Genomic DNA, 13,790 nt, shown 5'->3' with positions numbered 1-13,790 from the left:
GGGCTCGGGACGAGACGCCCGACAAGGGGGAGATGAACCGGGCGGTGGACGAGAGTCTGGAGGCGCTGGGGCTGGAGGGCCACGAGGCGCTGATCGTCGCCCATGAGGACACCGAGCATCCCCATGTCCACGTGATCGCCAACAGGGTCGATCCCGAGACCGGGAAGGCGGCGACGCTGGACAACAGCAAGCTCCGGCTGTCGCGCTGGGCCGAGGGCTACGAGCGGGAGCAGGGCCGGATCCGGTGCGAGAGGCGGGTCGAGAACAACGAGCGGCGGCGGGCGGGCCAGCAGGTGGTGCGCAACCCGTCGGAGCGGCCCCGACACTGGGCACGCGTCCGGCGCGAGGGGATGCAGCCCGAGCGGGCGCGGCGGGCCAGGAAGCCGCGCCGTGAGGATCAGGTCGACATGGAGGCATGGCGGCATGGCGAGGCGGACGCCTGGGAGACGGTCTCGGACGGGCGCGAGTACAGCTTCCAGCACCTTGAGGCCCGGGCGCGGAAGGAATGGGCCGAACTGCACAAGCGGCAGGAGGAGATGCGGCAGCGGCTCCACCGGGAGAGCCGCACCGTGCTGGGGCGGCTCCGGATCTGGCGGCTCGATCGCTCGCTGCGGGAACTGGCCGGGGCGATCCGGGGCCGGAAGGATCTGGTCGAGGGCTGGCGCGAGGATCTCGACCACTACCACAGGGACGAGCGGGCCGAGTTGGGCAAGGCGCACGGCGAGCGGGCTCGGGAGATCGAGCGCGGTTGGGGCAAGTTCTACCGGAACAGGCTGGTGGAGGCGGAGCGGCGTGCATGGTCGGTGCGCGCGACCATGAGGGAGAGGGAGCGCGAACAAACACGGGAGCGGGAGCGCGGGCGGACCATCACCCGGATTGTCGTACCGCGACCGCCCCGGCCCAGAGGCCCCGAGCGTGGCGGGGGTGGGTTCGAGCGATGAGCCCTGCACGATGCCATTGCCCGTGCCGCACGCCGAAGCGGTTAGCCGCAACGATGCAAGCCGCACCCCGCAGCCGCCAACCTTCCCCGCGTTCGCGGGACGGCCAGGAACGTCATGGGCCGGGAAGGAACCTGTGGTACGAAAACCCCGGTGTGGGCTAGATTGCTGGGGACAAACGGATTCCACTCGGAGAGGAGACCTGCGGCGATGAACTACGAGGGCGACACGATCATTCCATGAGCGAACTGCATTTCAAGGGCAAGGAGTTCGTCTACAACCACCACCTGTCGGTGCCGTTCCGACCCTTGGTGATGGACTCCGGAAAGGGAATCGGCGAGCCATCGCTCGCTGGCAATCTGATCATCCACGGGGACAACCTCCACGCCCTGAAGGCTCTCCTGCCGCTCTACGCCGGAAAGGTGGACTGCGTCTTCATCGACCCGCCCTACAACACCGGCAACGAACGCTGGTGCTACAACGACAACGTGAATGCCCCGATGATCAAGGAGTGGCTCGACTCCAATCCAGTGGGCGTCGAGGACGGCCTACGACACGACAAGTGGTGTGCGATGATGTGGCCGAGGTTGCGGCTCCTTCACGAGTTGCTGTCGGACAGGGGCACCATCTGGATGACCTTGGACGCCAACGAGGTTCACCATGCCACGCTGATCCTATCCGAGGTGTTCGGAGATGAACAGAGTCTGGGCATCCTCGTCTGGGAGAAGTCCGACAGCCCTCGGATGGACGCGGACACCTTCTCGTCAAGCCACGATTTCATTCTGGTTTTTGCCAAGAATGTGGACGAAATGATCTTTCAGCGGATCGCGCCGGAAGACGAATCTACTCCCGACCACTACAACCTGAGGGACGAACGCGGACGGAGCTACTACCTCAAGCCACTACGCGCGATGGGCGGCCAAGGAGACACCCGTGAGGCCCGGCCGAATCTCTACTTCGCACTTGCCGCGCCGGATGGCAGTGAGATCTACCCCAAACGGCAAGACGGTTCCGATGGAGCGTGGCGGTGGAGTTCTGATAAATGCGCTCAGGAGTCCGAGCGGATTGAGTGGCGCAATGGGAAGAACGGCTGGACCCCCTACTTCCGCATTTACGCCGACACCTCATCTGGCCGACCTCCGGAAACGATCTGGTATCACCGAGATGTTGGCAGCTCGCGCCGGGCGAAAGCGCAGATCAAGCGGGTCTTCGGCAGCGCGGCGTTCGACACCCCCAAGCCAGTTGGCTTGGTTCGCCGCGTGCTGGAAGTTGCGACTGAGCGAGACTCCATCGTTCTTGACTCGTTCGCGGGATCGGGAACAACGGCTCACGCCGTACTCGAAGCCAATAGGCGTGACGGCGGCAACCGCAAGTTCGTGCTCGTGGAGATGGAGGACTACGCGGACGACTTGACGGCGGAGCGGGTCCGGAGGGTCATCGGCGGATACGCCTTTGCGGGCACTCGGAAGAAGGAGTTGCTACGCGAGAAGATCACGTGGTCGAAGCTACGGAACTGCCGGAAGATCACTCAGGCGGTCGAGGCGATCGGCAACCTCCACGGCCACGAGTACGATCGAATCAGGAGGCAGGTCAAGGACGGGGAACTCGTCGTCACGGGCGAGACGGCGGTTGCGGAGCGAAAGGAGGGAGTTGGCGGATCCTTCACGTATTGTACGCTTGGCGATCCCTTGGAACTCGATAAGCTGCTGACCGGCGAGACACTTCCTTCGTACCATGGACTTGGCGCGGCACTCTTCCACATGGCGACGAATTGCGCCTTCGACCCAACGTCGTCGCGCGAGGCGGACTGCTATCTGGGCGACGCTGGTGGTCGACATGTCTGGCTGATCTACAAGCCCGATTTGGACTGGCTCAAGTCGCCAGAAGCCGCATTGACGCTAACCCGTGCCAGAGCCTTCGCGGCAACGGATCCCGATGCGCGCCATCTCGTGTTCGCCCCGGCCCGGTACGTAAGCCAGAAGATGCTCGCCGAGGAGAGCATCCCGGTCGAATTCGCACCGCTGCCCTTCGCACTCTACCGCATTGACCAAGGCTGACGGCACATGAGGTTCCGCCGACTGGAGTATCAGGACCGAGTGCTGGCCACGCTCGACGCCTACATCGATCACCTCCGGACGGAAAAGCGGAAGTCCGACGCGATCAGGGAACTGGCGGATAGCAGGGAGGAGTTGGGCTTGGCGGTCCCCGATTTCACGGAGAAGGCGTGGGCGGGGATGGAGAGTCAGGGCAAGTTGCCGTCATCGCGGAACTCGGTCCCGTTCTCGCCGCGAACGGATGGCTGCGGCGATCCCGTCCCCAATGTGGTGCTCAAGGTGCCGACAGGCGGCGGCAAGACTTGGCTGGCCGTGTCAGGCGTTTCGAGCATCCTGGGCCGCTATCTTGAGCGGAACACGGGCTTCGTGTTGTGGATCGTGCCCAACGAGGCGATCTACAGGCAGACGCTGGGGCATCTCAGGGACCGCGAGCACCCCTACCGGCAGGCGCTCGACCGTGCGGCCGCAGGGCGAGTGCGGGTCATGGAGAAGGGCGACCGGCTCGACGTGCGGGACGTGCGGTCCAACCTCTGCGTCATGCTCCTGATGCTGCAAGCGGCGAACCGGGAAACGAAGGAATCCCTTAGGATGTTTCGAGACCGTGGCAACGTACACGGCTTCTTCCCGCCCGAGGGTGACCAACAGGCTCACCGGAGAGCGCTGGAGCGCACGGGGAACCTCGATGCCTACGGGGGAAGGCTGTTTCCGATGGTGAAGGACTCACTCGGCAACGCCTTGCGCGTCATCCGGCCGGTCGTGGTCATGGACGAGGGGCACAGGGCGATATCCGACCTCGCCTTCAGGACATTGTACGGCTTCAACCCGTGCTTCGTGCTGGAATTGACTGCGACCCCGAAGGACGTGCGACCGCGTGGCGGGCGGAATCCACGACACGGGCGCTATGCCAACCTGCTGGTTGAGGTCACGGGCCGGGAACTGGACCGGGAGGGCATGATCAAGATTCCTCTCAATCTTGAGCCCCGGCACGGCACCGATTGGCACGCGACGCTGAACGCGGCGGTCACCAGGCTGAACGCGCTACACGAAGAAGCCAGGAAGTACCGTTCCGACACCAACCGCTACATCCGCCCGATCATGCTCGTGCAGGTCGAGCGGACCGGAAAGGACCAGAGGGATAGCGGTCGCATCCACGCCAACGACGTGAAGGATTGGCTGCTCACGGCCGGTTTCGACGAGGCCGAAATCGCCATCAAGACGGCCGAGCAGAACGACCTGAACCAGCCCGAGAACCAAGACCTTCTTTCGCCGACGAACCGGGTACGGGCGATCATCACCAAGCAGGCCCTCCAAGAGGGCTGGGACTGTCCGTTCGCCTATGTTCTCTGCGCCTTGGCCGCAAGCTCGAACCTAAGCGCGATGACCCAGCTTGTGGGTCGCATCCTTCGCCAACCCGGGGCGATTAGAACGGGCGTGAAGGCGCTCGACGAATGCCATATCATCACGCATCACGCGGAGACTGAATCGGTGGTCGAGGCGATCAAGAGAGGATTGGAGCGGGACGGGCTCGGCGATCTGCAACCTCATGTCGATCTGGACGATGATGCGAGCGGACACGGACTCAGGAAGATCAGCCGTCGTCCCGCCTTTTCGTCCACCGAGATCTACTTGCCCAAGGTCATGGTCACGGACGGCGATCAAGTCCGTGAGCTTGACTACGGAACGGATGTCCTGTCCCGAATCGACTGGCGGGACTTCGATCCCAAGGGCATCGCGGACCTCATTCCCGAAAACGCGCGATCCGCCGACACGCAGTTGCGGCGAGTCAGCTTGAGAGACGGCGACCGTGACCCGTTCCATGACGAGACGGTCGCCGAGAGCGGCGAAATACTCGCCCTCGATCCGGTGCATGCGGCACGTATGATCCTAGACATCGTCCCGAATCCATTCGTCGGACGCAGCATAGTCGGCCGACTGCTTACGAGGCTTCGCGAGCGCGGCTTCGACAACATGACGCTGGGGGGCATCGCCCGACTGATCGTCGAGGAGTTGCGCAAGGGGTTGGACGGTGAACGCAACGCACGAGCCGAGGCGCTGTTCAAGCGAGCCGTCGCCGCTGGGGACATCCAGTTCCGGCTGCGTCTGGACGGTCGAAACTGGCGGATGCCGGTCGAGATCGAGACCACCGAAGCGCCCGACGCCCGACAGCTTGTCAGCGGAGACGGCGGTCCCCTTCAGAGGAGCCTGTTCGCGCCGGTGTACGAAAGCGAGTTCAACAGGGCTGAGCGTGAGGTCGCCGTGTATCTCGACGGCGAGGAAACGCTGACATGGTGGCACCGCAACGTAGCACGCACGCAGTACGGGATCCAAGGCTGGAGGCGGGGCAGGATCTATCCCGACTTCATCTTCGCCGTGCCGGCGGACGGGGCTGGTGGCCGCATCGTCGTGCTTGAGACCAAGGGCGATCACTTGGACAATCCTGGGGACACCGCCTACAAGCGCGAAGTGCTTTCCTTCCTTTCCAGTAGCTTCGCGTGGGACGACTACACCCCCGCCGGAGAACTCGAATTGGTCGTGAACGACGGCGTTACCGTGCAGTGCGCTCTGATCCTCATGAGCGAGTGGAGGACGAAGCTCCCGAACTTCCTGAGTGTTGAAGCCCCCTGACCCAGCCGCCATTCTCGACGAAAACGCCCCGATGATGCCCGGATCACAGACCGAGTCTGCTGCTGTCACACAGCCTGAGGTTCGACTCGCATTCTTGGTGAAGTTCTACAAGGAGAAGGAGCACGCCGACAGCTTTCTTCAGGATGGCCTGCTCTACGCCCGAAGGCTCAAGTCGTTTCGAGAGGAGGAAGACCCGCAGCGAGGAGACAGAGACGAAGGCGCGGTCTTACAGGCCGCAAGTCAGGTGTACGTACTACAGGACGATGGAAGGAAGCTGCCCATCAAGGCTGTTGCCCCGCTCCGGTCAACCTATCCGATTCTGGATGACCTGAACATCTTCTGCATGACCCACTTCACTTCCTCAGCGTTCTACCGCGGCCCCACACGAGCCCATCTCGATGAAGTACTCAGCCAAGTCGACGACTCTCTGCCGGAATGCCAGAAGATGGGAGAGCACGCCGTGGTAATCGTCGATCCCGCTCGGTTTCGTGAGCGAATCGACGATGCTTCGCGCAGATGCGGCTACGCTGTAATGGATGCCGCAGTGACGTACTACGATACCTACCCAGAGGATGCGGTGGTGCAACTCGTTGGTCCCCCACTCCGTTCTGATGTTCAATGGCGGCACGCTTACCTCAAGCACCGCAGGTACGAGAAGCAGCGAGAATACCGGCTCGCCTTCCAGACCCACAAGTCCGGGGATGATCCCATTAGGCTCAAGGTTGGCAGCTTGCAGGACATCGGCTTCTATGTAACTGCCAGCAAGCTGGCAGACCGCAGCAAGTGGGTGCTCGCCTCCCGCAGTTGACGAGCTTCGGAAAGGGGCACCCCCGACCTCCACTTCCCAGGGACGTAAGAAACTCGTCTGCGCGAACAACCATGCTGGTCCGAAATCCTCACGGCGCCATGCCGGAAGCGGTTGCGAAAGCCCTGCTACAGCCCCGGAAGCTGATCAAGCCCGTTTCCGGGACTTCCAAGCCACGCCGCCAACCCCACCACCGCCAGCACCAATAGCCATGTAGAAGGCGTTGGATGCCATCTCACGCCCCCACTCTACTACCGGTGTCACCGCCGTCATCAATGTTGGTACGGCTTGCGGCTGAAGGGCGAACGCTACGACGGCAGATGACGCAACGACGGCGCCAGCCCAGATGCCCGCAATGAGCACCTTGGTGACATTCGGGCCGATTTGCCTGGTGGACTGCGAGGAGGAATTCCGGACGCTCTGCTCCATTTGTGGACCCACCTTCCGCTATGGGCGGCGTCATCCTCCGGGGCGTAGGTAGGGGTAACCGGGGGGCTCACCGCCCCGTTCCCAGTTCCCTTAAGGTCGCCCTGTCCGTTTCCGAATATCAAGCCGTCTTCGACATCCGCGGCGGGCACGCGCGGCAAACCGACTGGGCCGAGTTCGTGCCCGACATGCGGAGCAAGGTGATGCGCTTCGAGGTCGTGGACCAGAACGAGTGGCAGGCGCGGCAGAATGGGATGCTCTTTCCAGAACGGAGTGTGAGGAAATCGTGAGAATGAAGGCGTGGCGCGTGCTGTCCCGCGAGTCAGCCTGCACGCAAAAGCGCTTCTCCCTACGCAGGCTCGCAAAACGGTCCTCCCGAAGGTGTTCGACCGTGGTTGTGAGTCCCGCCGATTGGCTCCGATTTTCCCGCTTTCGGCGCACGATCCAGCAAGGTCCAGTCAAGTGGCAGGAGTGGCAGATCGTGCAGTCCCAGTTAGACTTACGTGATCTCCTGCCTTGATTCTGGCCTTTAGCCGTCCGCCTACGCGACGGAGTCCGGGGTCGACCGGCGCACACTAGCTGGCTTGGTGCGGCCCTAACCTGCCTCCCGCGCCTCGCGCGTCAGCGTCTCCAGCATCTCCATGTAGAACTCCCGCTGCGACTGCTGGTCCTGCGTCAGCGGGCCGACCACGCCCTCCACGGCGCCCGTGAGGCGGGCGAGGCGGCTGGCCAGCTCACCGAATTCGCGGCGCAGGTCGCGCAGCTTGGCGGCGCGGGGGCCGACATCCTCCGCAGCGATGCCCTCGAGCGCCTCCTCGATACGCGACCCTTCGGAGGCGACCCGGGCTCTCGCCTCGGCCAGCTCCAGCAAAGTGGTTGTCCAGGCTGATCTTACGTCGACAGGCGCATCGATTCGCGGATCCTCGCGCACCGAAAGACGTCGTGCGGACTCCACCCCGACAGCCTGCAGGCGCGCGGTGTAGGTGCCGGGGACGACCAGCGGGCCTCGCCCGGCCTCCACCTCGTGGCGCATGTCCCACACCACCCGGTTCATCCCCTGCCCCGTGGTCCCGTCCAGCATCGCAACGCGTGCGCCGGCTTCATCCTCGATGGCAACGCTCACTGTCCCGTCGGGTGCTTCCTCGGCGAGCCAGTAATCAAGGATGGCGCCGTTGGGCGGATTCTCGCCCTGGTAGTGGACGTCGCCCGCGTGGGCGGCTCCGCCTGCACGCCTGATCTGCGTGGCGGGCTCGATGGTGAACAGGTGCGCCGGGCTGGCCATGACTTCGGGCGTCAGTTCCTGGAGTGCGTTGATCTGATCGAGGATCCAGATGCCTCGCCCGTGCGTCCCGAGCACGAGGTCGTTGTCGCGCGGATGGATGACGAGGTCGTTGAACGGGAGCGTCGGCATCCCGCCCCGCACCTCGGTCCAGTGCGCGCCGCCGTCCATCGTGTAGAAGAGCCCGATCTCGGCGCCCAGGAAGAGCACCGAGGGGTTGCGCGGATCCTCGCGCACCGTGCGCAGCACGCGCTCGGCCGGCAGATCGCCGGTGATCGAGACCCAGGTCTCCCCGTAGTCATCGGAGCGGTACAGGTAGTTGCCGTAGTCGTCGTTGCGGTAGTTGTTCCAGACCGCATAGACGCGGCCCTCCTCGTGTCGTGAGGGCTCGATGCCGTTCACCCACGCCCCGCGGGGAAGGCCGGGGAAGCCGGGGAGGGCGGAGGGTTCGTCCGAGTCGGACGCGTCGCGGGCGGCCACGTCGGTCCAGCGTTCGCCGCCGTCGCGGGAGACGTGCAGGCGGCCATCCGCGGTGCCGGCGTAGATGAGGCCCTGCCGGAGCGGGCTTTCCGCGACGGCCGAAATGGTGGGGTAGTAGGGGACGCCGTCGTCCAGAGACGGCGTGAGGTCGTTCGGCATCTGCCCCATGACCGGCAGGGTGCGCCGATCCACGCCGGTGGTGAGGTCGCCGAGCGCCTGCCACGAGTCGCCCTGGTCGGTGGTCTTCCACATTGTCCGGGTACCGGCGTACAGGGTGGATCCGTCGTGAGGCGAGATGATGAAGGGACCGTCCCAGTTGGCGGGCTCCATGGCGTTGCCCAGGCGCTGCTCCTCGAAGGTGCCCACCTCCCGCCAGGTCTCCCAGTTGCGCCGGCCCGCGATATTGCCCGCGGGATTGCCGGGCCGGATGCTGGTGCGCTGTCCGCTCCGAATATCCAGCCGTGATAGGCCCAGATATTGTGACTCTGTATATATGATATAGTTGTTTGTTGTATCCGGTATGTTCACGAAGCCGTCACCGCCCCCCAGCCGGCGCCAGTCGCTGTTGACAATCCCCTCCATGCGGTACGTCTCGCTGGGCCCCATCCAGGAGCCGTTGTCCTGAAGGCCTCCATAGACGTTATAGGGCTCCGCCATGTCCACCTGGACCCGGTAGTACTGGCTCACCGGCAGGTCGGAGATGTAGAGCCAGCTCAGGCCACGATCCCAGGAGATTCCGAGCCCGCCGTCGTCGGCCTTCATCACGTGGCGCGAGTCGTCGGGGTTGACCCAGACCAGGCGGTCGTCGCCGTGCAGGCTCTGGGGCGGGACGGTGAAGGTGCGTCCCCCGTCGTCGGAAAAGGAATAGCTGTTCATCATGTAGATGCGCTGGTCATCGCTCGGATCGACCAGGATCTGGCTCGCGTACATGGGCCGGGGATTCCAGTCGCTCATGAACTCCCAGGTCTCGCCGCGGTCATCGGACCGGTAGATGCCGGCGCGCCGCTCCGTGTAGGCGGTGGAAGCGTTATAGCGGTAGCCCTGCTCGACGCTCACGTAGACGATGCGCGGGTCGCTGCGGTAGATGGAGATGCCGATGCGTCCCAGGATCCCATCCGGGAGCCCGCGCGCGATCCCCGGCCCCGACAGCCGATCCCAGGTGTCGCCGCCGTCGCTGCTGCGGTAGAGCGCGCTCCCGGGGCCGCCGCCGTGGAACCCCCAGGGGCGGCGCTGCCGCTGGTAGGTGGCGGCGTAGACGATGCCAGGGTCCTCCGGGTCGAGCGCCACGTCCACCACGCCCGTGTCTTCATCCACGTGGAGGATGTGCTGCCAGGTCGCGCCCCCGTTTGCGCTGCGGTAGAGGCCGCGCTCGTCGTTCGAGCCCCACAAGTGTCCCATCGCCGCGACGTAGACGAGGTCCGCATCGTCCGGGTGAAGCGCGATGCGCCCGATGTGCTTGCTGTCGCGAAGCCCCATGTTCGTCCACGTCCCGCCGCCGTCGGTGCTCTTGTACACCCCGTCGCCCCACGACGAGCTCTGCCGGTTGGCCCGCTCGCCGGTGCCGACCCAGACGATCGAGGTGTCCCGCTGGTGGAGCGCGATCGCCCCCACCGAGTGGGTGCCCTCGTTCTCGAAGACGGGCACCAGGGTGATGCCGTTGTCGCTGGTCTTGTAGACGCCCCCGGTCGCCGAGGCGACGTAGAACTTGATGGGGTCGGACTCAGCCACGGCCAGATCGACGATCCGCCCACTCATGACGGCCGGGCCGATGTTGCGGGGGCGCAGGGCGTCCAGCTGTCCGGTGGTCACCTGGGCGTGAGCGGGGGTGACACCGGTCGTGAGGATGGCGGCGAGAATGCAGGCCAGGAAGCTGCTGTGAAGCTGGTACGGGAAGCGGGTCGAAGAGGTCGGCTGGGTCATCGAAGAATCCGGTCAATGGGAAAGAGCGACATCGAGACGAGCCTCATGTTCGGGTGTCCCCCGCGGGCGATCAACCTCGCGGCTGGCGACTCGGTGCGAACTCGGGTGAGCGTCAGAGACCGAGCGCCGAATGGGAGCCCAGGCGCACCAGGCGCAGGATATCGGCCCCGGACTTCTGGTAGATCAGCAACAGATCCGGCTTCAGGTGGCAGTCGCGAAAATCTTGCCACTCGCCGCTCAGCGCGTGGTCGTGGTGCCGGGGCTCCAGCGGTCGGTCGTTGGCCAGGGAATCCACGACTTCGGCCAGGATGGCGTCGAGGTATTTCCGGTGCCGGCCCCGCGACTCCCGCTTGTAGTCGCGCTTGAACCGGCGGGTCCGCTCAATCGTCCGCACGCAGATCGTCGAAGAGGTCTTCTACGCTCGAGAACTGCGGGAGGTTGCCCCGGCGGGCCTCCCTCATTGCTTCAATGGTGTCGGCGTTAGGAACCAGCGGCGCGAACGGCAGCGCTTTCTCGTGGGCGACCTTCGTCAGCAGCAGGCGCAACGCGCCGGAGACGGTCAGGCCCATGGCCGCCAGCACCGTGGCCGCCTCCTCCTTCACGTCTGCGTCAATGCGGGCTTGGACGAGTTGGTTCGGCATTCGGGTATCCGTGTTGCGGGTTGACGTACAATATCATGCAGGCTGGCGGGCTGGCCGGTCAAGTTGTTCCCCCATCGCCAGCGGGAAGAACACCCGGCGGTGCGCACTCCCGCTACAATGCGCGCGCCGGCCGCCAGCGCTAGACGGCCGCGTCCTCCGCGACGAGCCGCCGCCCCACCTTCGCGAGCGCTCGTTCGATCTGCCCGATGTGCGAGCGGTGATTCGGGTTCAAGAGCTTCCGCACCGCGCCCTCGCTCAAGCCCAGGCGCCGGGCCAGACCGACCTTCGTAAGCCCCTGCTCCCGCATGGCCGTGTAGAGAGCGAGCTTCGCCGCAACGACCAGCGGAACCGCGACCATATCCCGCCCACCCGCGACGGTGTCCGGCACCGGAATGTCCTCGCGGCACTGCATGTACGAACCGAGCGCCACGGTCAGCGCGTCCTCCGCCGTCGCCAGAGCCTCGTCCCGGTCGTCGCCGCATGTCAGCGCCTCCGGCACGTGTTCGCCGGCACGAGGGTTCCGGTGTGGATGCTGATCGAGCACCTCGAAGCGGGGCGACCACAGCATCTTGACAGAGTTATCCGTGATTAGACATCATTTTCCCTTACATGCATCTAACTCGTCATAACTCTTTCTAAAGGGATTCGATGGATCCGATCGCTAACCCATTCGCGCCCGGAGCGGGATCTCGGCCTCCAGCCTTGGCCGGTCGTGACGAGTTGCTTGCGTCGGCGGATATCGCCCTGCGACGAATTCAAGCTGGCCGACACGCCAAGAGCATGATGCTTCTCGGCCTCCGAGGTGTCGGCAAGACCGTTCTCCTCGTCCGAATCGGAGACCTTGCCGAAGCCGCGGGGTACGTGACCGCCCTCATCGAGGCTCCAGAGGAGCGTCGTCTGGCAGTGCTTCTCGTTCCCAGGCTCCGCCGTCTCCTTTCTCGACTTAGCAGTCGCGAGAAGGCCCGGATCCTTGGCAACCGAGCCCTTGGCGCTCTCCGCAATTTCGCCAGCGCCTTCAAGGTCTCCTACGCAGAGTTTGAGGTAGGTGTGACGCCAGAGCCGGGCCTGGCCGCTTCCGGCGATCTGGAGACCGACCTTACGGATCTCCTGGTTGTGGTCGGGGAGGCGGCGAGAGCTGCCGACCAACCGGCGGCTCTCCTGATGGATGAGGTCCAGTATTTGTCAGACGAGGACTTGAGCGCGCTCATCGTTGCACTCCATCGGATCAGCCAGAAGGCGTTGCCCCTGATCATGTTCGGCGCTGGCCTACCGCAGCTTGCGGCGGTGTCTGGCGCGGCCAAGAGCTACGCGGAACGTCTATTCGATTTCCCCGGCGTTGGTCCGCTCGACGAGGCTGCCATAGCGGAGGCCATTCGAGGGCCAATCGAGGAGGCGAGGGCCGCGGTGGACGACGACGCGCTGTCGGAGATCGCTGAACAGACAGAAGGCTATCCGTATTTCCTTCAGGAGTGGGGAGCGCATTGCTGGAACGTCGCATCGGAATCACCAGTGACCCTCGACGATGTAGTGTCGGCCAGGGAGAGGGTGATGGCCGCTCTGGATGCGAGCTTCTTCCGTGTCCGCTTTGATCGCCTCACGCCCCGGGAGCAGGAGTACCTCAGAGCAATGGCGCAACTCGGGCCGGGGCCACACCGCTCGGGGAAAGTAGCGGAGGAGTTGGGGGTCGCCGTTACTTCGGCAGGGCCGATCCGCACAGGGCTGATCCGCAAGGGGATGATCTGGAGTCCTGCCCACGGAGAAACCGCATTCACCGTTCCGATGTTTGATCAGTACATGTTGCGGGCCATGCCCGACTGGCAACCGGCAGATGAGTGACAGCGCCATACGAGCGCCTGCTCTGCCAAGGCTTCGTCCCGGTCGTCGCCACTCCTAAGGCGGGCACGGCCCGATCAACCCGTGTTACCGATCCGCTCGATGATCGAGCCACGGGTTTCCTGATCGCTGGACTCATCCAATCTCTATTTGACCGGCAGCACCGCCACCCGCCCGGTCGCCTCCGTTAGACGGCCGCGTCCTCCCCAACGAGCCGCCGCCCCACCTTCGCGAGCGCTCGTTCGATCTGCCCGATGTGTGAGCGGTGATTCGGGTTCAGGAGCTTCCGAACCGCACCCTCGCTCAAGCCCAGGCGCCGGGCCAGACCGACCTTCGTGAGCCCCTGCTCACGCATGGCGGTATAGAGAGCGAGCTTCGCCCCACGACCAGCGGAACCGCGACCATTTCCCGCCCACCCGCCACGGCGCCCGGGACGGGAATGTCCTCACGGCAAGTTGCATCGGACTTGTAACTAGTGTAATCCGATTAACTTAGCGATTCAGAAGGTCGGATTCCCGCCGAATGATTCCCGCTGTTCGGGATTTCAGCCGCGAACCCTCGAGGAAGGCCAGCGGAGTGAGCAGGGCGCCGGGACCGGCGAAGAGGTACTGGTCGAAGAACGAGTTGATGTACCCGTTGCTGGCCAGATACCGGTCGACGAACGCTTCGGACCGAAGCGGGTCGATGGCACGCGAGAGCTTCCACCAGCCACCGGCGATGAACACACTGCCCAGACCCAGCCGGAGCCCGAGGGCGATCCTGTCGGTCACCTGCGAGTCCAGACGGCTT

General features: G+C 64.5%; 11 protein-coding genes. 5 read left to right on the top strand and 6 right to left on the bottom strand.

What is annotated here, in order from left to right; all coding sequences use genetic code 11:
• The 4 genes from RN743_RS12180 to RN743_RS12165 form a co-directional block, all read left to right on the top strand.
• A partial coding sequence (locus tag RN743_RS12180; RefSeq protein WP_310780126.1) for a relaxase/mobilization nuclease domain-containing protein occupies positions 1–941 on the top strand: 941 nt, incomplete at its 5' end.
• 236 nt (positions 942–1,177) lie between these two features.
• Positions 1,178–2,995 (top strand): site-specific DNA-methyltransferase, encoded by a 1,818-nt coding sequence (locus tag RN743_RS12175; RefSeq protein WP_310780124.1) that lies wholly within the window; start codon positions 1,178–1,180, stop codon positions 2,993–2,995.
• A gap of 6 nt (positions 2,996–3,001) precedes the next feature.
• The gene (locus RN743_RS12170) at positions 3,002–5,617 is read left to right on the top strand and encodes a DEAD/DEAH box helicase family protein (protein ID WP_343219026.1); all 2,616 of its coding nucleotides are present in this window, start codon (positions 3,002–3,004) and stop codon (positions 5,615–5,617) included.
• A complete protein-coding gene (locus tag RN743_RS12165) occupies positions 5,601–6,425 on the top strand; it encodes a hypothetical protein (RefSeq protein WP_310780122.1) in 825 nt (274 codons plus the stop codon). Before RN743_RS12170 ends, RN743_RS12165 begins: the two co-directional genes overlap by 17 nt.
• Before the next feature lie 1,018 nt (positions 6,426–7,443).
• Here RN743_RS12165 and RN743_RS12160 read toward each other — a convergent pair.
• The 4 genes from RN743_RS12160 to RN743_RS12145 all read right to left on the bottom strand — a co-directional run bounded on the left by RN743_RS12160 (position 7,444) and on the right by RN743_RS12145 (position 11,736).
• Positions 7,444–10,527 carry a hypothetical protein gene (locus RN743_RS12160; RefSeq protein WP_310780121.1) on the bottom strand — a complete coding sequence of 1,028 codons (3,084 nt, stop codon included), beginning with the start codon at positions 10,525–10,527 and terminating at the stop codon, positions 7,444–7,446.
• A gap of 112 nt (positions 10,528–10,639) precedes the next feature.
• Positions 10,640–10,921, bottom strand: a complete 282-nt coding sequence (locus RN743_RS12155) for a type II toxin-antitoxin system YafQ family toxin (protein ID WP_310780120.1) — start codon at positions 10,919–10,921, stop codon at positions 10,640–10,642.
• Positions 10,908–11,168 (bottom strand): type II toxin-antitoxin system RelB/DinJ family antitoxin, encoded by a 261-nt coding sequence (locus RN743_RS12150; RefSeq protein ID WP_310780119.1) that lies wholly within the window; start codon positions 11,166–11,168, stop codon positions 10,908–10,910. Before RN743_RS12150 ends, RN743_RS12155 begins: the two co-directional genes overlap by 14 nt.
• 139 nt (positions 11,169–11,307) lie before the next feature.
• Positions 11,308–11,736, bottom strand: a complete 429-nt coding sequence (locus RN743_RS12145) for a hypothetical protein (protein WP_310780118.1) — start codon at positions 11,734–11,736, stop codon at positions 11,308–11,310.
• A gap of 80 nt (positions 11,737–11,816) precedes the next feature.
• Here RN743_RS12145 and RN743_RS12140 point away from each other — a divergent pair, with 80 nt between their 5' ends.
• Complete coding sequence (locus RN743_RS12140) at positions 11,817–13,004, top strand: ATP-binding protein (protein ID WP_310780117.1); 1,188 nt, start codon at positions 11,817–11,819, stop codon at positions 13,002–13,004.
• A gap of 184 nt (positions 13,005–13,188) precedes the next feature.
• Here the strand turns inward: RN743_RS12140 and RN743_RS12135 are convergent, their stop codons facing one another.
• Both RN743_RS12135 and RN743_RS12130 read right to left on the bottom strand, forming a co-directional pair.
• Entirely contained in the window at positions 13,189–13,356 is a 168-nt protein-coding gene (locus RN743_RS12135; protein ID WP_310780116.1) for a hypothetical protein, read from the bottom strand.
• Positions 13,357–13,492: 136 nt separating this feature from the next.
• The gene (locus RN743_RS12130; RefSeq protein ID WP_310780115.1) at positions 13,493–13,771 is read right to left on the bottom strand and encodes a hypothetical protein; all 279 of its coding nucleotides are present in this window, start codon (positions 13,769–13,771) and stop codon (positions 13,493–13,495) included.
• Positions 13,772–13,790: the final 19 nt, after the last annotated feature.

Origin of the sequence: Candidatus Palauibacter scopulicola, from assembly GCF_947581915.1 — a bacterium.
Taxonomy (GTDB): Bacteria; Gemmatimonadota; Gemmatimonadetes; order Palauibacterales; family Palauibacteraceae; genus Palauibacter; species Palauibacter scopulicola.
Note: the sequence above shows the minus strand (reverse complement) of the source record. Positions and strands in the feature narration are given on the sequence as shown.

Bases quoted from the DNA above. Each gene is read 5' to 3' on its own strand.
- RN743_RS12160 (WP_310780121.1), bottom strand. From the start codon at position 10,527: ATGACCCAGCCGACCTCTTCGACCCGCTTCCCGTACCAGCTTCACAGC.
- RN743_RS12135 (WP_310780116.1), bottom strand. From the start codon at position 13,356: ATGCGTGAGCAGGGGCTCACGAAGGTCGGTCTGGCCCGGCGCCTGGGC.
- RN743_RS12170 (WP_343219026.1), top strand. From the start codon at position 3,002: ATGAGGTTCCGCCGACTGGAGTATCAGGACCGAGTGCTGGCCACGCTC.
- RN743_RS12140 (WP_310780117.1), top strand. From the start codon at position 11,817: ATGGATCCGATCGCTAACCCATTCGCGCCCGGAGCGGGATCTCGGCCT.
- RN743_RS12145 (WP_310780118.1), bottom strand. From the start codon at position 11,736: ATGCTGTGGTCGCCCCGCTTCGAGGTGCTCGATCAGCATCCACACCGG.
- RN743_RS12175 (WP_310780124.1), top strand. From the start codon at position 1,178: ATGAGCGAACTGCATTTCAAGGGCAAGGAGTTCGTCTACAACCACCAC.
- RN743_RS12150 (WP_310780119.1), bottom strand. From the start codon at position 11,168: ATGCCGAACCAACTCGTCCAAGCCCGCATTGACGCAGACGTGAAGGAG.